The organism is Skermanella sp. TT6 (genome assembly GCF_016653635.2).
GTDB lineage: Bacteria > Pseudomonadota > Alphaproteobacteria > Azospirillales > Azospirillaceae > Skermanella > Skermanella cutis.
Window position 1 is genome coordinate 353,942 of the sequence record NZ_CP067422.1, and the last position, 24,287, is coordinate 378,228.

Annotated in this window: 22 protein-coding genes; 4 read left to right on the forward strand and 18 right to left on the reverse strand. The window is 69.7% G+C overall.

The features are described 5' to 3' along the window. Positions 1-8: 8 nt before the first annotated feature. From IGS68_RS33060 to IGS68_RS33090, 7 genes are all read right to left on the reverse strand, one after another. Positions 9-770 (reverse strand): SDR family NAD(P)-dependent oxidoreductase, encoded by a 762-nt coding sequence (locus IGS68_RS33060; protein WP_201083045.1) that lies wholly within the window; start codon positions 768-770, stop codon positions 9-11. Continuing rightward, entirely contained in the window at positions 767-1,198 is a 432-nt protein-coding gene (locus tag IGS68_RS33065) for a 3-hydroxyacyl-ACP dehydratase FabZ family protein (protein WP_201083046.1), read from the reverse strand. The genes IGS68_RS33060 and IGS68_RS33065 overlap by 4 nt, the downstream gene beginning before the upstream one ends. Beyond that, positions 1,185-2,252, reverse strand: coding sequence for an NAD-dependent epimerase/dehydratase family protein (locus IGS68_RS33070; protein WP_201083047.1), 1,068 nt, complete (start codon positions 2,250-2,252; stop codon positions 1,185-1,187). The genes IGS68_RS33065 and IGS68_RS33070 overlap by 14 nt, the downstream gene beginning before the upstream one ends. Further along, on the reverse strand, positions 2,249-3,403 hold the full coding sequence (locus IGS68_RS33075; protein WP_201083048.1) for a beta-ketoacyl synthase N-terminal-like domain-containing protein: 1,155 nt from the start codon (positions 3,401-3,403) through the stop codon (positions 2,249-2,251). The genes IGS68_RS33070 and IGS68_RS33075 overlap by 4 nt, the downstream gene beginning before the upstream one ends. Continuing rightward, positions 3,400-3,864 (reverse strand): acyl-CoA thioesterase, encoded by a 465-nt coding sequence (locus IGS68_RS33080; protein ID WP_201083049.1) that lies wholly within the window; start codon positions 3,862-3,864, stop codon positions 3,400-3,402. Before IGS68_RS33080 ends, IGS68_RS33075 begins: the two co-directional genes overlap by 4 nt. Positions 3,865-3,869: 5 nt before the next feature. Next, the gene (locus tag IGS68_RS33085; protein ID WP_201083051.1) at positions 3,870-4,145 is read right to left on the reverse strand and encodes an acyl carrier protein; all 276 of its coding nucleotides are present in this window, start codon (positions 4,143-4,145) and stop codon (positions 3,870-3,872) included. Positions 4,146-4,303: 158 nt separating this feature from the next. Then, positions 4,304-4,726 carry a GlcG/HbpS family heme-binding protein gene (locus IGS68_RS33090; RefSeq protein ID WP_201083053.1) on the reverse strand — a complete coding sequence of 141 codons (423 nt, stop codon included), beginning with the start codon at positions 4,724-4,726 and terminating at the stop codon, positions 4,304-4,306. Positions 4,727-5,299: 573 nt separating this feature from the next. On the opposite strand from IGS68_RS33090, the gene IGS68_RS33095 reads away from it, so the two are divergent. The 4 genes from IGS68_RS33095 to IGS68_RS33110 are packed head-to-tail and all read left to right on the forward strand — an operon-like array spanning position 5,300 to position 8,938. Then, on the forward strand, positions 5,300-6,601 hold the full coding sequence (locus tag IGS68_RS33095) for a 3-isopropylmalate dehydratase large subunit (protein ID WP_201083055.1): 1,302 nt from the start codon (positions 5,300-5,302) through the stop codon (positions 6,599-6,601). A 20-nt stretch (positions 6,602-6,621) separates the two neighbouring features. Beyond that, positions 6,622-7,890 carry a 3-isopropylmalate dehydratase large subunit gene (locus tag IGS68_RS33100; protein WP_201083057.1) on the forward strand — a complete coding sequence of 423 codons (1,269 nt, stop codon included), beginning with the start codon at positions 6,622-6,624 and terminating at the stop codon, positions 7,888-7,890. Then, positions 7,887-8,387, forward strand: a complete 501-nt coding sequence (locus tag IGS68_RS33105; RefSeq protein ID WP_201083058.1) for a LeuD/DmdB family oxidoreductase small subunit — start codon at positions 7,887-7,889, stop codon at positions 8,385-8,387. Before IGS68_RS33100 ends, IGS68_RS33105 begins: the two co-directional genes overlap by 4 nt. Then, positions 8,384-8,938, forward strand: a complete 555-nt coding sequence (locus IGS68_RS33110) for a hypothetical protein (protein ID WP_201083059.1) — start codon at positions 8,384-8,386, stop codon at positions 8,936-8,938. The genes IGS68_RS33105 and IGS68_RS33110 overlap by 4 nt, the downstream gene beginning before the upstream one ends. 185 nt (positions 8,939-9,123) lie before the next feature. Here IGS68_RS33110 and IGS68_RS33115 read toward each other — a convergent pair whose 3' ends face one another. The 11 genes from IGS68_RS33115 to IGS68_RS33165 all read right to left on the reverse strand — a co-directional run bounded on the left by IGS68_RS33115 (position 9,124) and on the right by IGS68_RS33165 (position 24,036). Further along, on the reverse strand, positions 9,124-9,681 hold the full coding sequence (locus tag IGS68_RS33115; RefSeq protein ID WP_201083060.1) for a YbhB/YbcL family Raf kinase inhibitor-like protein: 558 nt from the start codon (positions 9,679-9,681) through the stop codon (positions 9,124-9,126). A gap of 93 nt (positions 9,682-9,774) precedes the next feature. Further along, positions 9,775-10,668 (reverse strand): helix-turn-helix transcriptional regulator, encoded by an 894-nt coding sequence (locus tag IGS68_RS36230; protein WP_201083061.1) that lies wholly within the window; start codon positions 10,666-10,668, stop codon positions 9,775-9,777. A gap of 336 nt (positions 10,669-11,004) precedes the next feature. Continuing rightward, on the reverse strand, positions 11,005-11,994 hold the full coding sequence (locus IGS68_RS33125; protein WP_201083062.1) for a glycosyltransferase family 2 protein: 990 nt from the start codon (positions 11,992-11,994) through the stop codon (positions 11,005-11,007). 22 nt (positions 11,995-12,016) lie between these two features. Next, positions 12,017-13,324: a lipopolysaccharide biosynthesis protein gene (locus tag IGS68_RS33130; RefSeq protein ID WP_201083064.1), complete on the reverse strand. Its 1,308-nt coding sequence runs from the start codon at positions 13,322-13,324 to the stop codon at positions 12,017-12,019. Between the two features lie 62 nt (positions 13,325-13,386). Then, a complete protein-coding gene (gene rffA, locus IGS68_RS33135; RefSeq protein WP_247881501.1) occupies positions 13,387-14,709 on the reverse strand; it encodes a dTDP-4-amino-4,6-dideoxygalactose transaminase in 1,323 nt (440 codons plus the stop codon). 68 nt (positions 14,710-14,777) lie between these two features. After that, positions 14,778-16,025, reverse strand: coding sequence for a glycosyltransferase family 4 protein (locus tag IGS68_RS33140; protein ID WP_201083065.1), 1,248 nt, complete (start codon positions 16,023-16,025; stop codon positions 14,778-14,780). 168 nt (positions 16,026-16,193) lie between these two features. Beyond that, complete coding sequence (locus IGS68_RS33145) at positions 16,194-18,488, reverse strand: GumC family protein (protein WP_201083066.1); 2,295 nt, start codon at positions 18,486-18,488, stop codon at positions 16,194-16,196. A 34-nt stretch (positions 18,489-18,522) separates the two neighbouring features. Continuing rightward, positions 18,523-19,734: a glycosyltransferase family 4 protein gene (locus IGS68_RS33150; protein WP_201083067.1), complete on the reverse strand. Its 1,212-nt coding sequence runs from the start codon at positions 19,732-19,734 to the stop codon at positions 18,523-18,525. Between the two features lie 259 nt (positions 19,735-19,993). After that, a complete protein-coding gene (locus tag IGS68_RS33155) occupies positions 19,994-21,301 on the reverse strand; it encodes a glycosyltransferase family 4 protein (protein WP_201083068.1) in 1,308 nt (435 codons plus the stop codon). Positions 21,302-21,304: 3 nt separating this feature from the next. After that, complete coding sequence (locus IGS68_RS33160; protein WP_201083069.1) at positions 21,305-22,822, reverse strand: hypothetical protein; 1,518 nt, start codon at positions 22,820-22,822, stop codon at positions 21,305-21,307. Then, positions 22,819-24,036, reverse strand: a complete 1,218-nt coding sequence (locus IGS68_RS33165) for a glycosyltransferase family 4 protein (RefSeq protein WP_201083071.1) — start codon at positions 24,034-24,036, stop codon at positions 22,819-22,821. The genes IGS68_RS33160 and IGS68_RS33165 overlap by 4 nt, the downstream gene beginning before the upstream one ends. Positions 24,037-24,287: the final 251 nt, after the last annotated feature.

Sequence of the window (24,287 nt, forward strand, 5' to 3'; positions counted from 1 at the left end):
GGTTTGCCTCAGCAGACGATATGCGCGCCGCCGCCGACCGGCAGGGTGACGCCGATCAGCAGCGGGCGGCGCGCCGCCAGCATCAGCACCGCGTCCGCGACCTCGTCCGCCGTGGTCAGGCGGCGCAGCGGGATGCGCGACAGCAGGTCGCGCCGCGCCGGCCCGTCCAGGAAGCCGGCGGTCAGCTCGGTCTCGACGAAGCCCGGCGCCACCGTGTTGACCGCGATGTTCGAGCGCGCGCATTCGATCGCCAGCGACTGGCCGAAGCGTTCCACCGCGGCCTTGGAGGCGCCGTACATCGCGTTGCCCGGGCGGACGTTGCCGCTGGCCAGCGAGGATATGTTGACGATGTCGCCGTAGCGGACGCGCCGCATCTGCGGCAGCACCGCCCGGCAGAAATGCACGGTGGCGCACAGGTTGTTGTCGATCACCGAGCTGACCTCGTCGGCGCCGACCCGGTCCACCAGGTTGTCCCGCGTGATGCCGGCATTGTTGACGAGCAGCGAGACCGGCCCCTCCGCCTGGACCGAGCCGACGAAGGCCGAGACGGCGGAGGCGTCGGTGCCGTCCACGCCGGAGCCCCGGCAGCGGCCCGGCAGTTCCTCCTCCAGGGAGCGGGCCTCCGCCTCGCTGGTCCGGAAGGTGAAACGCACGTCGTACCCGGCCTCGACCAGCGACTTGACCAGCACCCGCCCGATGCCGCGGCTGCCGCCGGTCACGATCGCGAGCCGCGCCGGCATGCTCTCGGGGTTGACGGCCGGCGCGGTCATGGCGTCCCCTCCGCCAGCAGGATCGAGCCGTTGCCGAGCGGCGTGCCCTCGCCGTCGCCGACGGTGTAGCGGACCTCCGCGGCCGAGCCGGGAGGCCCGTCCGGCGCGATCGACGTGGTGATCGTCAGGATCCGCCCGGGCAGGCTCGGGCGGCGGAAGCTGGCGCGCTTGACGCCGGCCACCCGCCAGGCCGCCGGGCCGCCCTCCATCATCGCCCGGGCGGTCGCGAACACGCTGTTCAGCACCATCGAGCCGGGATAGATGGGCATGCCGGGAAAATGCTCGGTGAAGATCGGGTCGCTGAACGACAGGTACTTCAGCGCGACGCATTTCCGGCCCGGCTCGCGCTCGACCACCCGGTCGATCGGCCAGTCGCGCGGAACGACGCCCGGCTCGGCGTCGGACAGGGGATTGTCAGGAGTTGACATAGGCGGTGATCACGGCCTCCAGGCCGCTCCTTTCGAGCCTCGGGAGATCGCCGACCGCCTCCGCCAGCCGGCGCATGTCGAAGCTGTGCCGGGTGCCCATGAAGCGGTTGTTGTCGGCGTTCACCTTGTTGAAGACCTGGTTGAAGCTTTTCTCGCCCGGTCCGTAGGCGATCCGCATACGTCCGCCGGTGACCTCCTCGAAGGTCCGGAAATGCTCGGCCACGGTCATCAGGCCGGTGTCGCAGATGTGGAAGACCTCGCGGTCCCCGGGTTCCGCGCGGCGGCGGAGCCGGGCGCACAGGTCGCCCATGTGGTCGATGTGGATCACCGGGAAGGTGCGTTCCGGATCGATGTCCACGTGGAACGCCGGCTCGCGGCCGAGGAACCGCTTGAACGCCTGAAGATAGGAGTAATAGCCGTAGCGGGTGTCGTTGACCCAGCCGGTGACGCTGTGCCCGATCACCGAGCCGAGCCGCAGCACGGTCAGCGGGATCCCCGTCTCGGACGAGACGTGCCACAGCATGTATTCCGCCATGGTCTTCGACACGGTGTAGGGGTTGATCGCCTCGAAATCCTCCAGCGGCCGCTCCGGGACCAGGCAGCCGGCGGAATCCCGGTCGCCCGGCCCGGCGACGCCGGTGGTCGAGACGAAGTAGAACCGTCCGATCCGGCCCGTCGCGCGCATCAGCCGCGTCGTGCCGACCGCGTTGAAGGCGAAGGCCTCGGCGATCCGCAAGGGGTCGTAGCTCATGTGGGCCGCAACGTGCCACAGCTCGTCGGCCTCGATGCCGGCGAGGATCTCCGATGCGGCCTCGGCCCGCGTCAGGTCGATCGCGACCGGCTCGATCGCCTCGACCAGGCCGGGGGAGCCGTTGAAGCCGGCCAGAGCCTTGGACACCGCCTGGCGGACCCGGCTGCCGTCGGGATCGTCATGGGCCAGCGACAGGATGCGGAGCGGCTCGCCGCCCAGCAGGAAGGAGGAGACCAGCGCGCTTCCGACGAAGCCGCTCGCCCCGGTGACGGCGATGGTCCTGTGCGGGAAGGGGCGGGTCATGACGGCGACGCCTCCGGCCGGCGGAACAGCAGCGCCACGTTGGCCCCGCCGAACCCGTAGGTGACGCTCAGGGCCGCCCGGCCGGGCGGCAGCGGCGCCGGCCGGCCCGGCAGCACCACGGCGGCGCGGCTCCAGTCCTCGTGGACGGCGGCGAGGCCGGAGGTCGGCGGCGCCTCGCCGCGCTCCAGCGCCAGGATCGCGATGCCCGCCTCGATCGCGCCGGTGGCGCCGAGCGTGTGGCCGAACGCCGCCTTGGTGGAGGAGATCGCCGGCCGGTGCTTCTCGAACATCCCGGCATAGACCTGCGCCTCCATGGCGTCGTTCACCGGGGTGCCGGAGCCGTGGGCGTTGACATAGGCGATGTCGGCCGCCGTGCCGCCGTCCTGGGCCAGGGCGTTGTCGATCGCCCGCATGGCGCCGGCGCCGGTCAGGTCGGGCGAGGTCAGGGTATTGGTGTCGGTGGTGGAGGCGCGGCCGGTCAGGACCGAGCGGACGCGGGCGCCGCGGGCCGCCGCGTCGGCAGGCGCCTCCAGCACCAGCAGGGCGGCGCCCTCGCCCAGGGCGGTGCCGTCGCCGTCCGCCGAGAAGGGCGTGCAGCGGGTCGGCGACAGCGTGCCGAGCGCGGAATGGCCGACCATCTTGTAGATGTCGAGCACGTCGACCCCTCCGCACAGCACCAGGTCGAAGCCCGCGAAGTCGATCAGGTCGGCGCCGGTCGCGATGGCGTCGCTGCCGGACGAGCAGGCCGACGAGACGCTGATCACGGGCAGGTCCAGTCCCAGCCCGCCGAGCAGCGGCCTTATATAGTGGTCCAGCTCGACCGGGCCGTTCTCGGTCTGGAAGATGTTGCCGAAGCTCGATCCCACGACCAGCGCCGCGCGGCGGCCCGCCAGGTCGCCGGCCGCCAGGCCGGCGTCGTCCAGGGCGGCGCGCAGGGCGCCTTCCAGCAGCGCCGCCATGCGGGCGCCGCCGTCGGACGGCAGCCCGTCCTTGATCTCGCCGCCGGAGCCGTTCAGGCACTGGGCGGTATCGAACGCCTCGATCGGGGCCACGCCGGACTCCCCGGCCATCAGCCGCGACCAGACCGCGTCCTGGTCCCGGCCGAGGCAGGTGACCAGGCCGGCGCCGGTGACGACGGGTTGGCAGGTCATGCCGCCCTCCCCCGCGCCAGCGCCGCGCGCACCTCGTCCGGAACCGGCGTCAGGGCGCCGGTGGCCGACAGGACGAAGGCGATGGTGAGCCGCCCGCGCGACAGCACGCGGCCGTTGGCCTGCACCGCGCAGCCCAGGATCATGCTGGACCGGTCGAACTCCACCGACCGGATCGACGCCTCGATCGGGTCGCCCAGCCGGGCCGACGAGACGTAGGCCATCTGGGCGCGGCCGACCCGGATCTCGACGGTGCCGTCGCAGAAGCGACCCGGCCCCAGGCCGGCCTTCTCGAACAGCTCCATCAGGGCGGCGCTCACCCAGCGCAGGTAGTTCGAGAAATGGACGACGTTGAAGCCGTCCACCTCGGCCGGGCACACCCGGTGGCTGTAGAGCACGTCCGCTACCGCCAGACGGACCCGTGCCGGAGGGGCTGCCTCCGCGATGATTTCCGAGCCGGTCATGGCGATCAGCCCAGCTTGGACAGGACCAGGGCGACGACGGTGTCGAGGCTGCGGAAATTCTCCGGGACGAACTCGTCCTGGCTGATGCTGACGCCGTACTTGTCCTCCAGGTGGGCCATCAGCTCGGTGAAGCCCAGGCTGTCGACGCCGATCTCGCTGGCCAGCCCCATGTCGGTCCGGATGGTATCGAGGGGCATGTCCACGAACAGCTGGTCCACCAGGAACTGCTTCAGTTCCTGCTTCATGACGTCCTGGTCGAGAGCTTCCTTGGTGAGCGACATCGGAGACACCTTTCAAGATTGGCCGGGCCGGTCTGCATGCCGGGCCGGGTTACGGAATTCAGGGCGAGCGGGAGCGCCGCCCTCCTGGGAGGGCCTTGGGGCAGGCCGGTGATGGTTCGCTTGGACGGGAGGTCCGCGGCCGGGGAAGGCCGCGGCGATCAGGAAACGGCGGCCAGCGCCGCCTCGGCGACCTTCATGTCGTCGCTGTAATGGCCGCCGCTGACGCCGATGGCACCGATCACGGTGTCCCCGGCCTTGACCGGATAGCCGCCGCCGAAGACCACCAGGCCGTCGATGTGCGGGGCGCCCAGGGCCAGCGGCGCGTCGTCCTTGATGAAGTCGTGCCAGACATGGGTCGGGATGCCGAAGCCGGCGGCGGTCTTGGCCTTGTTGACGGCGACCTCGATGGCGAGCAGCGGCGCGCCGTCCATGCGGACGAAAGCCTTCTGGACGCCGCTCTCGTCGGCGATGCTGATCGCCATGGGAATGCCCAGTTCGACCGCCTTGGCCTCCGCCGCCGCGATCATCCGGCCGGCCATCGCCGTGCCGATGCTCTTCTTGGTCAGGATGTCGGAGCTCATTCTTCACTCTCTCCTTCGGGATAGGGTCCGGTATGCGGATGGCACCCGGACCGGAGCGCATCATCTAAAATAGTAATACGTTCGGCTGGTATGAAGGTTTCTATACTTATCTTAGTAATTAGTCAAACTAGAAAGAGAGCTAAATTTTATCTTGTTTGATTGCAGTTGCAGGTAGGTAGGCATCGTGTCCAATCACAAGAATAAGTTTTGGGAAATACACTCGTATGAATATTTCGCGACCGCGAAACGGCATAACTGTCGGGAAAACCTGGAAACCAGCCCGCCCGCCACTCCCGATGCCCCCGCCCGCGGGAAAACCCCGCAACCAACCGTAGATCGAGCCGTATTCGAACGACGACTAACCTCCAGTCATCCGACGCCCACCGAGCGGGCGATTCTGTCGCAGAAGGTTCGCGTGCGCGATTGTGCGCAACCGCCGCACTTGCCCATTACGGGAATGAATTGCGATTCATTCGATTTATATGCGATAGATCCTACCCCGAACGGCCGAGCCGCGAGAGGCCGGCGCGCCGCGTCCGGGACGAGGGACCGGACCCGCAGAAGAGGTGATCGATGGGACAGACTTTGACGGAGAAGATCCTGGCGCGCGGCGCCGGCCGCGCATCGGTGCGACCGGGCGAGACGATATGGGTGCAGGCCGACCTGTTCATGACCCATGACGTGTTCGGCCCCGAGGTCTTCCGGATCTTCGAGCGCGAGTTCGGCCCCGACGCGGCCGCCTGGGACCGCGACAAGGTCGTCGTCATCCCCGACCACTACATCTTCACGGAAGACCCGCTGGCGCGACGCAACATCGAGGTGCTGGCCGGCTTCGTCGAGAAGCACGGCATCACCCATTTCTTCAGGCCGGGCACCGCGGACTACAAGGGCGTCTGCCACGTCACCCTGGCGTCGGAAGGCTTCAACCGGCCCGGCGGCATCCTGTTCGGGACGGACTCGCACACCTGCACGGCCGGCGCCTTCGGCATGTTCGCGACCGGCATCGGCAATACCGACGGCGCCTTCGTGCTCGGCACCGGCAGGCAGTGGCTGAAGGTGCCGGAGACCATGCGCTTCGACTTCGACGGCCCGCTGCCGCCCTACCTGATGGCCAAGGACCTGATCCTGCGGATCATCGGCGACATCGGCTGCGACGGCGCCGCCTACCGCGCGATGGAGTTCGGCGGCGACGGCATCGCCTCGCTCTCCATGGAGGAGCGGATGACCCTCTGCAACATGGTGATCGAGGCCGGCGCCAAGAACGGCATCGTCGCCGCCGACTCCGTGACCGAGGCCTATCTGCGCGGGCGCGGCAAGGCCGCGGGCGAGTTCCTGGAGCCCGATCCGGACGCCGTCTATCACAGCCGCCGCCGCTATGTCAGCGCCGACCTCGCCCCCGGCGTCGCCAAGCCCCACAGCCCGGACAATTACGAGGAGGCCCGCAACCTCGGCGACGTCGCGCTCGACCGCTGCTACATCGGCTCCTGCACCGGCGGCAAGATCGAGGATTTCACCGCCGCCGCCCGCATCCTGGCGGGGCGCAAGGTCGCGATCGACACCTTCGTGGTGCCGGCCACGACCGACGTCGAGCGCGCGCTGGCGACCGAGGCGGTGGACGGCCGATCGTTGCTCGACATCTTCGCCGAGGCCGGCTGCCGGGTCGGCCCGCCGTCCTGCGGCGCCTGCCTGGGCGGGCCGCTCGACACCTTCGGCCGCGCGATGGAGACGCAGAAGGTGCTCTCCACCACCAACCGCAACTTCCCCGGCCGCATGGGGGCGCGCAGCGCCGAGGTCTTCCTGGCCAGCCCGCTGACCGTCGCCGCCAGCGCCGTGACCGGCCGCATCACCGACCCGCGCGAATTCCTGAAGCATTGAAGAACCGGGAGGATTCCACAATGGGCATGACGCTCACCGAGAAGATCATCGCGCGGCACGCCGGGCTGGACCATGTCAAGCCGGGGCAGATCGTCTCGGCCAAGGTCGACCTGTGCATGGCCAACGACGCGACCATGCGGCTCAACGTCGACATCTTCGAGAACAAGGTCAAGGCGACCCGGGTGTTCGACCCCGACCGGGTGATCCTGATCATGGACCACCAAGTGCCGGCCGACTCGCCCCAGACCGCCGAGGTCCACGACCTGTCCCGCCGGTTCGCCGAGCGCTACGGCCTGACCTATTTCTACGAGACCGAGGGCATCTGCCACCAGGTCATGGTGGAGAAGCATGTCGAGCCCGGCATGCTGGTGGTCGGCGCCGACAGCCACACCAATTCGTACGGCGTGATCGGCGCGGTCTCCTGCGGGATGGGCTCGACCGACGTGGTCGCCGTGATGGTCCGGGGCGAGACCTGGCTCCAGGTGCCCCACTCGGTCAAGGTCGAGCTGACCGGCAGCCTCGGCGCCGGGGTCTACGGCAAGGACGTGATCCTCAACCTGATCAAGCGGACGACGGTCAGCGGCCTGACCTACAAGGCGGTGGAGTTCGCTGGACCCGGCCTGGACGGCATCCCCGTTCCTCAGCGCTTCACGCTGTGCAACATGACGACCGAGACCGGGGCCAAGTCCAGCATGATCGCCCCGGACGCCGCGACCTACGACTATATCCGCGCGGTCCGCGGCTCCGCGCCCGAGCCGGACCCGACCCTGTTCTCCGACCCGGACGCCGTGTACGAGCAGACCTACCGGATCGACCTGGGCTCGCTGACGCCCCAGGTGGCCCGCCCCCACTCGGTCGACAACGTGGTGGACGTGGGCGAGACCGCCGGAATCGCGATCGACCAGGCGTTCCTCGGCGCCTGCACCAACGCCCGGATCGAGGACCTGCGCGAGGCGGCCAAGATCATGGGCGGGCGCAAGGTCGCCAAGGGCGTCCGCTTCATGGTCACGCCGGCGTCGCGCTCGGTCTATCTCCAGGGCATGCGCGAGGGGCTGCTGGACACCTTCATGAGCGCCGGGGCGATCGTCAACCATCCCGGCTGCTCGGCCTGCTGGGGCGCCTGCCAGGGCGTGCTGGCGGCCGGCCAGACCATGATCTCCAGCGGCAACCGCAACTTCAAGGGCCGGGCCGGCAGCGCCGACAGCAACATCTACCTGTCCAGCCCCGCCACCGTCGCCGCCTCCGCCATCGCGGGCAAGATCACCGATCCCAGGGAATTCCTGCCATGACCGACAAGACCATCGCGGGCCGAAGCTGGAAGCTCGGCCACGACATCGACACCGACCAGATCATCCCGTCCCAGTACCTGGTGCTGGGATCCCTGGCCCAGATGGCGACCCACTGCCTGGAGACCCAGCGAGCCGACTTCGCCAAGGAATGCCGGCCGGGCGACATCGTCGTCGCCGGGCGCAACTTCGGCTGCGGCTCCAGCCGCGAGCAGGCGCCCATCGTGCTGAAGACGCTCGGGGTCGGCGCGATCGTGGCGCTGGGCTACGCCCGCATCTTCGCCCGCAACGCGATCAACAACGCGCTGCCGGTGATCGTGCTTCCGGAAGCGGAGCAGATCGCCGACGGCAGCCGCCTGCGGCTCGACCTCGCGGCGGGGGTGCTGGAGGACCTCGACGCCGGCAGGACCTATCGGTTCGAGCCCCTGGGCGGCCTGCCCGGCAGGATCCTGGAGGCCGGCGGCCTGATCAACTACCTGCGCGCGGAGCAGACGGCATGAAGACCCGCATCGAGGGGCTGGCCTACGTGCTCGGTGACGACATCGACACCGACCAGATCATCCCGGCCCACCATCTGGTCTATTCCCTGTCCGACCCGGAGGAGCGCAAGCAGTACGGCCGCTTCGCCCTGTCGGGCGTGCCCGACCACCGGTGCGACGGCCCGTTCGTTCCGGAAGGCTGGCGGAGCCCCTACGCGATCATCGTCGCGGGCGACAATTTCGGCAGCGGGTCGAGCCGCGAGCACGCCCCGGCCTGCCTGGAGATCGCCGGGGTCGAGGCGGTGATCGCCAACAGCTACGCCCGCATCTTCTACCGCAACGTCGTCGCCGGCGCCCGCTTCAGCCCGCTGGAGACGGGGGAGTCGCTGAACAAGGCGACCCGGACCGGTGACCGCCTGGCGATCGACCTGGAGAAGCTCGAGGTGGAGAACCTGACCCGCGGCACCCGCCATGATCTGCGGCCGCTCGGCGAGGTGCAGGGCATCCTGGAAGCCGGCGGCCTCTTCGCCTTCGCCCGCCGGCACGGCCTGATCGGCACGGCGGGAGGCTGAGGCGCGGAGGCCGACCAACGATTTGAGCTGTGCCCGATCAGGTCGATCCACCCGGGCCAGCCGATCAGATGCGTTGCGCCATGGGCGCAACCTACGACCGTCGGCCCGCATCACCTCCGCCCTGCATCGAACCGTAGGTTGCGCCCACGGCGCAACACAGTGCGGTGGCACGGCGTCCGCCGGCATCAGCGCCCGTAGAGCGCGGTCACCGACGCCTTCGCGATCGTGTTGGCGTTCACGAAGAAGCCCACCATCGCGCCCGACGCCTGGCTGTCGAGCGGCAGGCTGTCCACCTTCAGGGCGTGGACGGAGAAGATGTAGCGGTGCGGCTTGTCGCCCGCCGGCGGGCACGCGCCGCCGAAGCCGGGGCCGCCGAAATCGGTGCGCCCCTCGACGGCGCCGGCCGGCAGCAGGCGCTTGGCGGAGTCGCCGGCCCCGGCCGGCAGGCTCGTCACCGACGGCGGCAGGTTGAACACGACCCAGTGCCACCAGCCGCTCCCGGTCGGCGCGTCGGGGTCGTAGACGGTCACGGCGAAGCTGCGGGTGTCGGCGGGCGCCCCCGTCCAGGACAGCGCCGGCGAGACGTTGCCCCCGGTGCAGCCGAACCCGTTCAGCACCTGGGCGGCGGCCAGGGTCTTGCCTTCCGCCACGTCGGGGCTGGACAGGCGGAACTCTTCCGCGGCGAGGGCGGGACCGGCCAGCAGGGCACCGGCCAGGGCCAGCGGCAGCAATGCGGCTTTCATGCGCTTTTCTCCCAATGGATGGACGGGCGGAAAGCTACCCCGATCCGCCCCCGGCTTTCGCGCCGCTGCCGCTCACCGCCTGTCCCGCTTCGCTCACCCCTCGCGGCCCCGCACTTCGGACGGCGGCATGCCGAACCGTTCCCGGAACCGGCCGGAGAACCGGGACGGCGAATCATACCCGCAGGCGAGGGCAACCTCGGCGATGCCGGCCCGCGTGGTCTGAAGAAGCCCCAGCCCGTGGGACAGCCTGCTTTCCGCCAGGATCTCGCGGAAGCAGGTGCCCTCCGCCGCCAGCCGCCGCCGCAGGGTGGCCTCCGAGATCCCCAGCAGCCGAGCGGCATCGGCCGCCGACCAGGGGAGCTGCGGGCGGGCCGAGATCATCAGCCGCACCCTCTGGATCGGTCCCTCCGCGTCGGCCGGCGACCAGCCGACGCCCCGCTCGGCCAGGGCCAGCAGCACCTCGGCCAAGCGATGGCGGGCCAGTTCCCCCGACAGGACCGGCGACGCCAGCCCGGCGACGGCGTGGACGAACGACTCGGCGAGCGCCGGATCGTCCGGCAGCACCGCGTAGCCGGGCGGAACCCGGCGGGACGCCGGGCACGGCAGCGCCGGCACGGCCAGCGTCTCGCGGTCGAAGGTAAGGGCGACGGCGCGGTAGCGGCCGGTTGCCGGATCGGGCAGGTTGGCGATGTTGGGCCGCTCCCCCGCCCGCAGGGCCACGAACCAGCCGGCCGGGGCCACGGCGGTCCCGTCCTCCCCGTCGTCCCTGATGTGCTTGACGCCGTCGATCACCGCCACCAGGCAGTGTTTCAGCACCGGCACGGCCCGGAGCCGCTGCGGCAGCGTGGCCGAGACGACCGCGACCGCCCCGGCCTCCGCCCGGCCGATGCCGCCCTCCCGCCCGCCGAGCAGGGACGGCAGCCGGAGCAGCGGCGATTCCGCGCGCTGGAACTGTTCGGCGAAAACGGGTCCGGTGGCTGCTGTCATGGTCGGCGACGACCATACACTTTGTCGAAGGCCGGCGGCACCCGGGACCGAGAGCATGCATCACGACGACGACGATCTTCCGAACGCATCGTTATCGAGGTGTTCAGGCGCGAACTGGACCAGGAGGAGAACGTCGTCCACAGCCGGCCGTTCCACTCGCCGCACTGTGTTGCGCCATGGGCGCAACCTACGGCTCGATGCAGGGCGGATCGACCCGATCGGGACAGCTCCGATGCCGTTGGTATGATTTCGACAGCTTTCCGAAGGACCGCGGTTGCGGAGGGGCGGCGTCTCGCCGCCCTGGTGCGCGGGACGCGCACCCTCCGAGCTCCGGACTCACCCCATCGCCACGTCGGCGTGGCGCGCGCGCCGGCCCAGCCGCAGCCTGGCCATGAGCCTTCCCGCCAGGTCCGGCGACAGGATCAGCAGCGCGTGGTAGGCCGCCTCGGCGGGCCGGGCGGTGCTCCGGTAGGCTCCGGAGAACAGCAGCCGCAGGGCGGCGGCTCGGTTGCCGGCGCGGGCGTGCTCGCACAGGGCGATGGCGGCATGGCGGGCCACCGCGCGTGCGACGGCGTCCCTCTCCTCGGCGCTGCGCGGTGCGAGCCGGTCCAGGAGGTCCAGGGCGAAGATGCCGCTCCGCGACGAGGCGGAGATCTGCCCGCCCCAGCGCCGGCAGGCCGAGGCGTCGCGGTCCACGAAGACGAAGGGCGCGTCCGGGGCCGCGAGCGCCAGCCGGATGCCGAAATCATAGTCGCAGACGTCGCCGACCTCCTCCCGCGACTTGTAGAGCACGGCGCGGGCCAGGTCGGCGCGCACCAGGAAGCCGTTGTGCGGGATGCGCCCGTCCACCGCGGCCGCCAGGGACGAGGACTGCGCGCCCGCCCGGTCCGGCGTGCGGCCGAAGTCGCGGTTGCCCTGGGCCGTCGCCGCCGGGTCGACGGTGCCGGCGGCATCGATCATGGTGACCCGGCCATAGACGACCGAGGCGCCGGGATGCCGGACCGCGCCGGCGTGCAGCGCCGACAGGGCTCCGGCCATCATCAGGTCGTCGTCGTGCATGATCAGGATCCAGGCCCCGCGCGCCTCCCGGAACAGCATGTTGACGTTGCCGGCCTGGCCCAGCCGGGGACGGTTGGGGATGTAGCGGACCGTGATCCCCTCCTCCGTCCGCAGCGCGTTCAGCAGCGCCTCGTCGACCGCGTCGGGGCGGTCGTCGCCGATCACGATCTCGAACGGGCGGTAGTCCTGCTTCAGCAGGGAATCCAGGGTCTCGGCCAGGAACCGCTTGCCATAGGCCGGGATGCAGACGCTGATCAGGTCATTCATCGGAATGGTACTCCGCGCGGGTTCAGTTCACGAACCGCCGATAGAGGAAGTTCACGTCGCTGCGCCGCATGATCAGGCCCGGCATGCGCCGGCTCAGCAGCAGCTCGTAGGCGACGGCGATGAAGGCGAGGCGCACGATGGTCGCCAGCAGCATCGACGCCGCCGCTCCCATGACGCCGTAGGCAGGCACCAGGACCCACAGCAGGGGCACCACGCAGGCGAGGCCGACGCCCTGGGCCCAGGCGATCACCCCCGGCCGGCCGGCACCCATGAAGCCCTGCCCGATGATCCGGATGCTGCCGGTCAGCACCGCCTCGGCCAGCAGGATCGGGAAGATCCGGGTCGCCGGCGCGAAGTCGGCGCCGTAGATGAACGGCAGCATGACCGGCGCCACCAGGGCGATGCCGATGGCCAGCAGCCCGGTCGCCGTCGTCGCGACGCGTGAGCTCAGCGAGACATAGGTGATGACGTCGTCCAGCGGCTGGGCGGCCACCTTGGGGAACAGCACGACCGCGGCCGAACCGCTGATCATGTGCAGCATGCGCGCCAGGCTGGCGGCCACGACGTACAGGCCCAGCTCGGCCGGCGCCAGCAGCGCCACCAGCAGCAGCTGGTCGATGTAGGAGGAGATCACGCCCATGAACTCGATCCCGTAGGACCGCCAGCCATAGCCGTGGAGCCGCCTCACCGTCCCCCTCAGGTGGCGCAGCCGCACCGGCAGGCGCGGCAGCAGCCGCAGGCCGGAGACCAGGGCCAGGACCAGCGGCGGCAGGGCGTAGCAGTAGGCGCTGCGCACCGCCGTCAGCTCGCCCATCCAGCCCAGGACGGCCAGCAGCACCAGGGTGGCCAGCGTCTGCCCCAGCATGACGATGTTGATCCACCGGAACCGGCCCAGCGCCTCGTAGACGCTGTAGACCAGGGTGTTGCACAGCATGAACGGCATCAGCAGCACCAGCCCCTGGGCGCCCGCCACGACCTCCGGGTCGTAGCCGCCCAGGAGCCAGGGCATCGCCAGCGCCGCGGCGCCGCCGCCCACGGTCCCGACGGCCAGCGAGACGGCGATCGCCGCGTAGAAGAAGTCCGGCCCGAACCGCTCCGACTTCCGCCAGTTGTAGACCAGGGACATCGGCAGGCCGATCGCCAGGATCGGCATCAGGACCGACGGCCACAAGGCCATGGCACCCTGCTCCCCCCGGCCTTCCGGACCCAGCAGGTTGGCCGTCACGATCCCCGTGAGCAGGTTCATGCCCAGGATGATCACCCGGGCTCCGAATGTCTGGACGGCGGCGGCAGTGCTGCCCCCGCCGAAGATGAACCGCAAGGCCTTCATCAGATCTTTCCCATGGGGATTACGCACGCGGGCGTCCCGAGGGACGCCCGCGTCTGGCCGTTTCAGCCTTGGAAGAACGCGCGGACCGCCTCGATCACCTTGTCCTGCTCGCTGCGCGTGATGTTCGCGAACAGCGGCAGCCGCACCATGCACCTCGCCGCGTGCTCGGTGACCGGCAGGGGTCCCGCCGTCCGGCAGTGCGAGACGCCCATGGGCGCAGAGTGCAGCGGGACGAAGTGGGACGTGGCCTGGACGCCGCAGCTCTTCAGGAAGGCCAGCAGACGGTCCCGCGTGTCCTGGCTTTCCAGCAGGAAGTGGAAGATGTGGTAGTTGCTGCGGGCATAGCCGGGAATGACCGGCAGCGTCAGCAGGCCCCGGCGCTCCAGGCCGCGCAGGCCTTTGCGGTAGTAGCCGTAGGCGGCTCCGCGCAGGGCCGTGATCAGGTCCATGGCTTCCAGCTGCGACACCAGGAAGGCAGCCACGATCTCGCTCATGGCGAGCGACGAGCCGGGGCTGACCCAGGTGTATTTGTCGATCTCGCCGCGGAAGAACTGGCGGCGGTTGGTGCCCTTGTCCCGGTAGTTGCAGGCGGAATCGTCCAGGGCGGGGTTGTTGATGCAGAGGGCGCCGCCCTCGCCGGAGACGATGTTCTTGGTGTGGTGGAAGCTGTAGGCGCCCATCTCGCCGATGCTGCCCAGCGCCCGGTCCTTGTAGGACGCGCCGACGCCCTGGGCCGCGTCCTCCACCATGGGGATGCCGTGGCGGGCCGCCACGGCCGCGATCCGGTCCAGGTCGGAGCTGACGCCGGCATAGTGGACCACGCAGATCGCCTTGGTCCGGGGCGTGATCGCCGCCTCGACGATGTTCTCGTCCATGGTCAGGGTGTCAATCCGCACGTCCACGAAGACCGGCGTGGCGCCCGCCAGCACGAAGGCGTTGGCGGTCGAGCAGAAGGTGAAGGACGGCATGATCACCTCGTCCCCGGGACCGATCCCCAGGACGCGGGGCATGGCCTCGAGCGCCAGCGTGCAGGACGGGGTCAGGAGGACGTGGCGGAGCCCCAGCCGGGATTTCAGGAACTCGATGCAGCGGGTGGTCGCCCGGCCGTCGGTCGCGACGTTGTCGTCCCCCGAGGCGGCGTTGAGGCTGGACCGCTCCTCGCCCGTAAGGAAGATCCGGTTGAACGGGACGGGTCCGACCGGCTCGATCAGGCGCGACCGGAACGTCTGCTTGACGTCGGGCAGCCTGAACTTGTGGATCGATGCGAAGGATGAACCGACGGCCGTGGCATCGCCGGCAAGGGATCCCCCCGTCGCGGCACCGAGACTGACGACGCCGTCGGCCGCTTGAACAGGGTTCATCATCATCCTCTCGGGCACGCTCATGATTGCGCCTTTCGCTTTACAGAGACTCTTTGTCGTTTGCTGGACTTGGGATCGCTCGGCCGGCAGGGTCACGCCGCATGGCCTGGATGGGAGACCAGGCGCTTCTCGACCCACTCGGCCTCGGCCATCGGCTCCGGCCGGACGCCGTCGTAATGCTGGACGTGGCGGTCGAACTCCTGGCCGATGAAGGCCAGCAGGTCGTCGCGGAAGCGCTGTTCGCCGAAGCGGAGCGCGTTGGCGCGGCAGGCCTGCGGAGTGATCCGGGAAGACATCTGCTCGAACAGGTCGACTGCCTCGACGAGGCTGTCGCTGGTCTGGTGGTTGAAGAACATGCCGGTCGGCTGCGCCGAGGTCAGCAGCCCGCGGACCGTCTCCAGGGCGCCGCCGCGGCCATAGGCGATCACCGGCGTGCCGCAAGCCTGGGCCTCCAGCGGGACGATGCCGAAATCCTCCTCCGCCGCGAAGACGAAGGCCCGGGCCTGCTGCATCAGCGCGGTCAGCCGGTCGGAATCGACATGGCCCAGGATCTCGACGTTCGGGCCGGCCAGCGCCTGGATGCGGCGCATCTCCGGCCCCTCGCCCGCGATCACCAGCCGCCGTTCCGGCGTCCGGGAAAAGGCCTCGGCGATCAGGTCGATGCGCTTGTACTGGACCAGGCGCGACGCGGTGAAATAGAAGTCGCCCTTGCTTTCGCCCGCCCGGAAACGATCGACGTTGACCGGCGGCGAGATCACCTTCGCCGGACGGCGGTACAGCTTCCAGACCCGCTGGGCGACGAAGTTGGAATTGGCGATGTAGGAATCGACGCTGTTGCTGGTCCGGATGTCCCACAGCCGCATCTTGTGCAGGAGCAGCTTGGCCATCCAGGCCTTGGCGCCGCTGGTCAGCTTGGAATTCCGCAGGTATTCATGCTGCAGGTCCCAGGCGTAGCGCATCGGCGAGTGGACGTAGCTGACATGGAACTGCCGCGGGCCGGTGATGACCCCCTTGGCGACCGCGTAGGAGCTGGAGATCACCAGGTCGTAGTCCGACAGGTCGAACTGCTCGATCGCCAGCGGCATCAGGGGCAGCAGGAACCGGTGGTTGCCGTTCTTGCGAACCAGCTTCTGGATGAACGAGGTCCTGACCTTGCGTCCGCCCAGGAAGCCCCGCTGGTCGTCGGGAAGCGTATCGAACAGGCTGAAGACGTCGGCGTTGGGGAAGACCGCGAGGATCTGCTCCAGCACCCGCTCGGCGCCTCCGTAAGTATAAAGCCAGTCGTGGATCACGGCCACGCGCGCTTTTTCCACCAGGAAACCGCTACTGTCGAACGGCATGACGTGCTTGCCTCTCTGGCTGTTTGTCACGGATTTAGTATAATTTTGCGGCGCACCGCGGTCGCCGAATAGGAAGAGGTCCGGCACCGCTCTTCCGCATACCCATTTCTGTCGGATATGCCCTACCCCCTGCGGGGCGCCGTCGGCGCGGCGCCCGGCCGGTCGCGCTCAGTCCGCGTAGTAGGGGTTGCGGTAGCTGTAGTCCTCGTGTCCGCCCTTCGCGCGCTTCTTCAGGTCGACCATGGTCATGACCGCGCCGGAAACCTTGACGCCGCTGACCCGCAGCCGCTTGACCGCATCGTTGACCAGCTTGCGCGAGGTCTTGGACCAGCGGACCATCAGCAGGCTGGCGTCGGCGTAGCGGGCCAGGACCAGCGCGTCGGACACCGCCATCACCGGCGGCGCGTCGATCACCACCAGGTCGTAGTGGCGCAGCGCCTGGGTGATGACGCCCTGCATCGGGCGGCCCATCAGAAGCCGCTGCGGGTTCTGCTCGTGGCGCGCGGTCGCGAGGTAATGGAGGCCGGTCGCCTCGTCCACCCGGATCGCGTCGCCGAACTCCCGCCGGCCTTCCAGCACCTCGATCAGGTCGGCGGGCGCGTCGGCCTGGTCCATCACGGGCTTGCCCGGCAGCACCTCCAGCAGGCGGGACCGGCGCAGGTCGCCGTCGATCAGCAGGACCTTCTGGTTGCCGAGCGCCAGCTGGCGGGTCAGCGAGGCGCAGAAGGTCGACTTGCCCTCTCCCGCCACCGCCGAGGTGACCAGGATGACCCGGGCGGTGCGGCTCTGGCTGACGCTGTGGATCAGGCTCTGGACGGTGCGCAGGGACTCGGAATAGGCGGAGATCGGCTTCTCCACCAGATAGTCCACCGGATTGCCCTTTCGGCCGCGCCGGACCAGCGGGATGCTGCCGAAGCCCGGGATGCCGGTCTCGCCTTCCAGGTCGTCGATGTCGTTGAAGCCGCGCTGCAGGTTCTCGGCGACGAAGGCGATGAACAGGCCCAGGAACAGGCCGAACACCAGGCCGATCACGGCGAACAGCTTGCGGTTGGGGAAGGCCGGGAACGGCGATTCGACCGCTTCGGAAATGATCCGGGCGTCGGGGCGGGCCAGCTCGGCCTGCGCGCCGGTCTCCTTCATGCGCTGCAGGAAGCTCTGGTACAGCTCGCGGGCGGCATCGGCCTCGCGCTGGAACTGGCGCACCTGGATCTCGACCTTGGCGCCGTCGGCATAGCTCGCCTCGAGTTGGCGCAGGCGGTTCTGAAGGCTCTGCTCGCTGGCGCGGGCGACCGCGACGTCGTTGTTCAGGGCCTGGACGGTCCGCTGCATCTCGTCGCGGATGCGCTGGTCGACCGAGGCCAGCTCGCTGCGCAGGCCGATGATCGTCGGATGACGGTCGCCGTACTGGCTCGACAGGTCGGCCATCTTGCGCTTGATCTCGGTCTGGTCGCGCGCCAGCAGCTGGAGCATCGGGCTTTCCAGCACGGCCGCGGCGCTGTCGATGCTGCCGCGGGTGCGCAGCATGTCCTGGCCGGAGCGCAGCTTGGCTTCGGCCTGGGTGACCGCGGCGCGGGCGGCGACGAGCTGGACGTTGAGCTGCGCCATCTGCTGGCTCACCGCCGAACCGCCCCGCGCGGGGTCGGCCAGGCCGGCGTTCTCCTGGAGCTTCTGGACCCGTGTCTCGGCCGCCAGCACGTCCTCGCGCAGCACCTGGACCTGGCGCTTCAGCCACTCGTTGGCATTGACCGTCTCGCGGACCTTCTCGTCCCGCTGCATCTGGAGATATTCGGCGGCGAAGGCGTTGGCGATCAGCGCCGCCTGATCCGCCGATGCCGCGGAATAACCCACCCGGATGCTGTAGGACCGGCCGTCGTTGGCAGCACTGACATTGCCCAGCAGGATGTTGATCATCTGCTCGCGCGGATCGCTCGACACCGGCTGGGCCTGGACGTCCTGCCGGACCAGGGCGGCGCGGAGCCCGTCGATCGTCTCGCTCGGGCCGACCAGGGCGGCGACCCGGTCGAACAGGCCGGACTCCGCGATCGAGCGTCCCATGCGCTGGAGGCTTGCCTTGATCACGCCGGCATCCTCGGAGACCGGCTCCGGGGTCAGCTTGAGGGAATCCACCACCCGGCCGGCGGCGGTGCGCGAGGTCAGGATGTCGATCTCGCCGCGGATGATCGAGTTGTCGACCTTCAGGTCGGGGATGACGCTGGCGCTTTCCGTGACGGCGGCGCCGCGCACGTTCAGGGAGATCACCGCCTCGGCCCAGTAGGTCGGCTTGACGGCGTAGCTGGCGCCGATCCCGATCGCGGTGCATGCCACCGCCAGGCCCAGGATCGTCCCCCGGCGGCGCTTGATCGCGGCCATGATCGCGCCAAGGTCGATTTCGTCGCCCTTGGCCGGGCGGGCGTGGGCGGGTGCCGGCTCGCTGATGGGGGAGGAGAGCATCTCGACGCTCATTATCGCCTCAATCAAAGTTTGATGGTGTTTGAATTCAGCCGGAAATGGCTGTTGAACTGCCGCGGCCGCCGGCAAGCGGGCCGGGTTCCGGGGCGGGCAGGATGCGGCCGATCTCGCGGCGGATGCCGTCGATCATGACCTCGGTGGAGAAGTTCGCGACAGCCGCCCGCCGGGCTCGGTCCGCCATCGCGGCGGCCTCCCCGGGTTCGGCCAGGATGCGCGCCATGGCGGCCCGGAGCTCGGCGACGCTCCCGGGTGCGACCAGGCGGCCGGTGACGCCGTCCTCGACGATCTCAAGCGCGCCGCCGGCCCGGGAAGCGATCAGCGGGGAGCCGGCCAGCATCGCCTCGACCAGCACCCGGCCGAACGGCTCGGCCGCGGTGGAGGCGTGGACGATCAGGGTCATCATGCGCATCAGCCGGGGGATGTCCCGCCGGAAACCCAGGAAATGGACCCGGTCCCGGACGCCCAGTTCGGCGCAGAGGAGCTTCAGCTCCTCCTCGTAGACCTGCTCGCCGAACAGCGCGCCGCCGACGATCACGGCGTGGAGGCCGGGAACGGCGGCGACGGCGCGGATGAAGACGTGTTGGCCCTTCCACGGGGCGAGACGGCCGAACATCCCGGCCAGCGGCTTGCCTTCCAGGCCGAGCCTTCGGCGGAGTTCCGCGACCTCCTCGTCGGAGTCCCGTTCGAAGGGAGCCCTGGAGAAGCCGTTCGGCACCACGCCGACCAGATCGGGATCGCCGCCCTCGCGGACGAAGGCTTCGGCCGTCGCGGCCGAATTGGCGATCACCCGGGCGCAGAAGCGGTTGGCGACCAGCACCGGCAGCCGCCGGTTCATCGCCGAGAAGTGCTCGGCCGAGAGGATGTCGTGCAGGTGCCAGACCAGCGGCCGGCCGGCCAGCCAGGCGGCGGGGCCGCCGACGATCAGCGACTTCTGGGTATTGGCATAGACGACGTCGTAGCCCTTCGCGAGCCGGGCGAGCTGGTGCGCCAGCCGGGGAATGCCCGCGGCGGCGCGCAACCCCTGGTCCCAGCCGCCGCCGCGGCGGACGCCGAGGACGGCCTCGCCGGCCTCGACCAGGGTCGATGGCACGCCCTGGTCGCGCAGCAGGTCGCGAAACGGCCCCGGCTGCATCAGGGCCACGTGCAGGGGCGCCGCCCAATGCATCGCGGTGTCGAGCAGCGACAGCTCGGCTCCGCCCACATCGGAGGCGTGATCGACGAAGAGTATGGAAGGATCCATCTGGCCCGGCGCATCCCGTGACAAATACGTTATAAGTTTTTTTACCAAAATCCCGGGTGCCGGATCAGTCCGGGATTTGTACTACTACCGAAAGGATCGCGGCTCCCTGCGCGATGGCGCGGTGCGGGATAATCCGCAAGCATCCTAAGGCGCCTTCGGGACCCCCCGGGACCGTCGCGGTTCCGCCTTTGGAGCGGTTCCCGATCAGGTTGAACCGCTTCGGTCCACTCGCCGCGCTGTGTTGCGCCGTGGGCGCAACCTACGGTTCGATGCACGGCGCAGGTGATGCGTGCTGCCGATCGTAGGTTGCGCCCATGGCGCAACGCATCGGATCGACCTGATCGAGTGCAGCTTCAGGCTCGCGTCGAGCGATTCGGTCAAACAACGCCAGGTAGTTCGTGGTCGCCACGTCCCAGGTCTGGCAGCCGGCGACCTCCAATGCTGCGCGGCCCAGGCTGCGGGCCAGGTCGGGATCGTCGCGCAGCCGGGCCATGGCCCGGGCGAGCCAGGCGACGTCCTCCGGATCGGGGGAAATCAGCGCCGCGTCGGGTGCGAAGATCCCGGCGGCGCCGACCGAGGCCGCGGTGATCACCGGCAGGCCGGTGGCTGCCGCTTCCAGCAGGACGAGGCCGCTGGTCTCGTAGCGCGAGGGAAAGATGAAGAAATCGGCCGAGCGGAACGCCGCCGCGACCCCGTCCGGCCTCATGAAGCCCAGGAAATGGCAGCGGTCCCCGACGCCCAGCCGCTCCGCCATGGCCGGGAAGGCGCTGCCCTCCGCCTTGCCGACGACCGCGAGATGGACGCCGGGGGTGACGGCGAGCGCTTTCAGGACGCTGTCCAGGTTCTTCCGGCTGGTCTGGATGTCGCCGACGAAGATGCCGGTCGGGACCCCCTCCGGCAGTCCGAATCGCGCCCTGTCGCCGGGGCCGGGCCGGAAGCGGGAGAGATCGACGCCGTTGTGGATCGTGACGACGCGGTCGGGCGGGAAGCCCATCCCGATCACCTCGTCGCGCAGCGGATCGGAGACAGCGACGATCCGCCCGGACCGGGCGAGGGCGTGGCGCTCGAACAGGCAGTTCGCCTGGCTGTAGAGCCAGCGGTAGGCGCTGTCGGGGCTGCGCTTCAGGCGCCAGGGATGGTTGGGCGACCGGGTCCAGGTTCGGTGCAGGAAATGGACCGCGTTGACGTCGCTGCGCCCCCACATGCAGAAGCCGTTGGTCACGACCAGATCCAGCCGCCGCCGCCGGCGCGCGACCGCCGCCGTGGCCTGGAGCGCCAGGGCCTGGTCGCGCAGCAGCTGGGTCGGCAGCTTCCACGCCTTCAGGCGCACCACCTCCACGCCGGGGTGCGCCGCCAGCGCCGGATCCGCCTCCTCGCAGAACAGCGTGACGCGATGCCCCCGGGCCAGCGCCGCGGCGGCGATCTCGCAGTTCACCAGCCCTTGCCCATTCGCGCGGTGGAAGGCGAAGCTGACCATCCCGATGTTCAGGCCGCAATGCTCGGCATGGGCCATGGGCTCGGCATGGGGCATGGGCTCGGCATGGGCCATGGGCTCGACATGGTTCATGGATCAGTCCTTGTCGGTGACCAGGATGCGGAACCGCACACCGCCCGACGGGGCCGGCGCGGACAGCCGCACGGTCAGTTCGGTGAAGGCGCCCTGCTCCGCGGTGGCGATCCACCAGGAGCCGCCGGGATCGCCCATCGGCGTGGCCTGCGGGTTGATGCCCCGCGACGAGGCGGCGTAGCAGTTGGTCTGAACCCGGGTGGAGGCGGAACGCGCCCCGGCGGGGACCGCCAGCTCGACCGTGTTCACGGTGTCGCGGACGCTGACGCGGGTCAGGCCCTCGGTGTAGTCGTTGCCGGCCACCAGCTTCCAGTCGGGCTCGGGCTTGGCCCGGCCGGAGAAGATCAGGCGGAACCGTCCCTGCCCGTCGCCGGCATGGATCATTCCCTTGGCGCCCGGGGTGAACGGGAAATTGTCCATCTCGATGGTGTTGATGCCCTGGACGAAGGGCAGCTTCAGGCAATAGTCGCGCGGCCGGGACGCGATCCTGAAGGAATCGTCCCAGTTGAAGCCTGTCCCGACGATCCGGATGCCGGACACCATCGGGTTCTCGCCCGACGCCGTCGCGTCGGAGACGATCGCCCCGTTGCCCAGCGCCTCGAACCGGCCATGGATGATTCCGTCGGTCAGCAGGTTGTTCCGCCCCGGCCCCGGCTCCTGGTAGATGCCGTAGGGCTGGAAGCCGAACGTGGTCTGGTAGCAGGCGAAGCCGCCGCCCAGCCCGGCGTCGGGCCGGCAGCCGATGCCGGCGAACCGGTTGCCGCCGAACTGGCAATTCAGCATCTTCGTGTCGCCGTTGGTCCTGACCAGATGCAGGCCGTAGTAGTTGTCGGTCGCGGCGACGCTGTACATCATGATATGGCCGTCATCCTGGTCGATGACGATGCCGTTGCGGAACCCGCTGACGAATACCCGCTCCAGCTGCGGCGCGGTCTTCGTGCCCGGCCGGCCGATCCGGACGCCGTCGCACTCGGCGGGACTTTCCCCCACCCTGGCCGGGCGCCCCGGCCCTTCGATGGTCAGGTCGCGCAGATACGGCCGGACGTTCATCCGGTTGGAGTCGCCGGTCAGCTCGACGCAGGGCCTGCCCGGCCCCAGGTCGGCGCAGACCAGGGTCGTCCCGACCGCGTCGGAGAACATCGACACCTGGTCCAGCGTCAGGGTGCCGCCGACGCGGTAGCGCCGGCCGCCGGGCAGGTAGACCGCCTTCTTCGGCCGCGCCGCCTCGGCTTCCAGGATCGCGAGGCGGATCGCCGCCTCGTCGATCTCCATCCGCAGGGTGGCGGCGAACGGATACATCTTCCGGGCGGCGTCCAGGGTCGGGAAGACCTCCGACAGGGGATGGCTGGCGCCGTCGCCGATCGCCCCCTTGTCGGCGACCGACACGGTGCCGGTGCCGCGCAGCACGCCGACCGGGATCGCGTTGGACACCCCGGCGACCATGCCGTAGATGGCGTCGCGCCCGTCGAGCATCCACGGCCCCGCCAGGGCTCCGGGAATCGCCCCGTGGGCGGCGCTCATCGACCGCCTCCCAGCACCTTCCGATAGACCCGGGAGGTGCGCTCGGCCACCAGCGACCATTGGAACCGGTCCAGCGCGTAGTGGCGGCACGCCACCCGGTCGGGAACCTTGACGACCCCCAGCAGCACGGCGGCCAAGCCGTCCGCCAGCCCGGCCTGGCCTCCGTCCTCCAGCACCAGGCCCGGCGACAGGTCGCCCACGACCGAGGGCAGCCCGCCCACCGGCGTCACCAGCGCCGGGCAGCCGGCGGCCAGGGATTCCGCCGCGACCAGGCCGAAGCCTTCCAGCGTCACCGACGGCACGACCGACAGGTCGGCGGCGCGGTAGTAGAGCGGCAGTTCGGCATCGGGAATGAACCCCAGCATGCGGACGTGGCGGTCCAGCCCGCGCTCCGCGATCCGGCGCTTCAGCTCGGCCTCGATCGGACCCTTGCCGCCGATCAGCAGCAGCACGTCGGGAACCGCCTCGCGCAGGTCGCCGATGGCGTCGATCAGGTCCTCCAGGCCCATGCGCCGGCACAGGCGGCGGACGGTCAGCAGGATCGGCCGGTCCGACGGCAGGTCCAGCAGCCGGCGCGCCTCGGCCGGTGTGGCGTTCTCCTGGAAGAAGCTGTCGGCGACGCCGCCGGGGACCACGTCTATCCGGTCGCCGGGAACGCGGTAGTGGTTCTCCAGCAGCCGGGCGAAGGCGTCGGACAGGACGACGAAGCGGTCGGCATTGCGGTAGACCGCCGCCTCGATCAGCCAGCGGCTGCGCTGCGCCAGGAACCCGCCCCCTTCGGCGGCGCATTCGAGCGCCCAGGGGCCGTGGAAGTGCATCACGAAAGGATGTTTGCGCAGATGGTCGTACAGGGGCAGGCTGTAGAGACCGAAATGGCTGGCGATCAGGTCGGCTCCGCCGGACTTCAGGATCCCGCCGGCCCTGGCCCGGATCGCCTTCATCCTGACCTTCCAGTCGTCGTCGTGGCGGGCGAAGCTGGTGACCCGGCCGCCGCTGCTGCGGGCGACGCCTTCCGATCCGGCGACCAGCCCGACGACGTCGACGCCTTGGTCGGGCAGATGGCGGGCGAGATTGTAATAGACGCAGTCGAGCCCGCCCGGCGTCTCGGGGAACCAGCCGATGCCGATCTGCAGGGTGGTGACGCGCGCGGGCGGAACCAGCGACAGCGGCTGACGGCCGCCGGGCGCGTCGACGGCAGGATGCGACAAGGTCATGAAGGAAACACCCGGGTCGTGACTGGAATCTGACGCCGGAGGCTAGGGCAATCGCCTCAAATGCCGCCAGATCCTCATCGGAGGGGCCTTCCGGGACGCCAAGGTCCACCCTTCCGGGATGTCGGGGAAGCGACGGATGGAGCGAAAGGAGGAGCGAAGGAGTAACTGATTATTTTCTTCGGTACGCTCGGACGGGGGCCTATCCTTGGGTGATCCCGATCATCCAAGTCTCCGGCCCGACCTGTCGTATG

Bases quoted from the DNA above. Each gene is read 5' to 3' on its own strand.
- IGS68_RS33145 (WP_201083066.1), bottom strand. From the start codon at position 18,488: ATGAGCGTCGAGATGCTCTCCTCCCCCATCAGCGAGCCGGCACCCGCC.
- IGS68_RS33080 (WP_201083049.1), bottom strand. From the start codon at position 3,864: ATGACCGGCTCGGAAATCATCGCGGAGGCAGCCCCTCCGGCACGGGTC.
- IGS68_RS33160 (WP_201083069.1), bottom strand. From the start codon at position 22,822: ATGAGCGCCGCCCACGGGGCGATTCCCGGAGCCCTGGCGGGGCCGTGG.
- IGS68_RS33140 (WP_201083065.1), bottom strand. From the start codon at position 16,025: ATGCCGTTCGACAGTAGCGGTTTCCTGGTGGAAAAAGCGCGCGTGGCC.
- IGS68_RS33070 (WP_201083047.1), bottom strand. From the start codon at position 2,252: ATGACCCGCCCCTTCCCGCACAGGACCATCGCCGTCACCGGGGCGAGC.
- IGS68_RS33065 (WP_201083046.1), bottom strand. From the start codon at position 1,198: ATGTCAACTCCTGACAATCCCCTGTCCGACGCCGAGCCGGGCGTCGTT.
- IGS68_RS33155 (WP_201083068.1), bottom strand. From the start codon at position 21,301: ATGAACCATGTCGAGCCCATGGCCCATGCCGAGCCCATGCCCCATGCC.
- IGS68_RS33085 (WP_201083051.1), bottom strand. From the start codon at position 4,145: ATGTCGCTCACCAAGGAAGCTCTCGACCAGGACGTCATGAAGCAGGAA.
- IGS68_RS33100 (WP_201083057.1), top strand. From the start codon at position 6,622: ATGGGCATGACGCTCACCGAGAAGATCATCGCGCGGCACGCCGGGCTG.
- IGS68_RS36230 (WP_201083061.1), bottom strand. From the start codon at position 10,668: ATGACAGCAGCCACCGGACCCGTTTTCGCCGAACAGTTCCAGCGCGCG.
- IGS68_RS33150 (WP_201083067.1), bottom strand. From the start codon at position 19,734: ATGGATCCTTCCATACTCTTCGTCGATCACGCCTCCGATGTGGGCGGA.
- IGS68_RS33125 (WP_201083062.1), bottom strand. From the start codon at position 11,994: ATGAATGACCTGATCAGCGTCTGCATCCCGGCCTATGGCAAGCGGTTC.
- IGS68_RS33130 (WP_201083064.1), bottom strand. From the start codon at position 13,324: ATGAAGGCCTTGCGGTTCATCTTCGGCGGGGGCAGCACTGCCGCCGCC.
- IGS68_RS33075 (WP_201083048.1), bottom strand. From the start codon at position 3,403: ATGACCTGCCAACCCGTCGTCACCGGCGCCGGCCTGGTCACCTGCCTC.
- IGS68_RS33090 (WP_201083053.1), bottom strand. From the start codon at position 4,726: ATGAGCTCCGACATCCTGACCAAGAAGAGCATCGGCACGGCGATGGCC.
- IGS68_RS33110 (WP_201083059.1), top strand. From the start codon at position 8,384: ATGAAGACCCGCATCGAGGGGCTGGCCTACGTGCTCGGTGACGACATC.
- rffA (WP_247881501.1), bottom strand. From the start codon at position 14,709: ATGAGCGTGCCCGAGAGGATGATGATGAACCCTGTTCAAGCGGCCGAC.
- IGS68_RS33060 (WP_201083045.1), bottom strand. From the start codon at position 770: ATGACCGCGCCGGCCGTCAACCCCGAGAGCATGCCGGCGCGGCTCGCG.
- IGS68_RS33095 (WP_201083055.1), top strand. From the start codon at position 5,300: ATGGGACAGACTTTGACGGAGAAGATCCTGGCGCGCGGCGCCGGCCGC.
- IGS68_RS33165 (WP_201083071.1), bottom strand. From the start codon at position 24,036: ATGACCTTGTCGCATCCTGCCGTCGACGCGCCCGGCGGCCGTCAGCCG.
- IGS68_RS33105 (WP_201083058.1), top strand. From the start codon at position 7,887: ATGACCGACAAGACCATCGCGGGCCGAAGCTGGAAGCTCGGCCACGAC.
- IGS68_RS33115 (WP_201083060.1), bottom strand. From the start codon at position 9,681: ATGAAAGCCGCATTGCTGCCGCTGGCCCTGGCCGGTGCCCTGCTGGCC.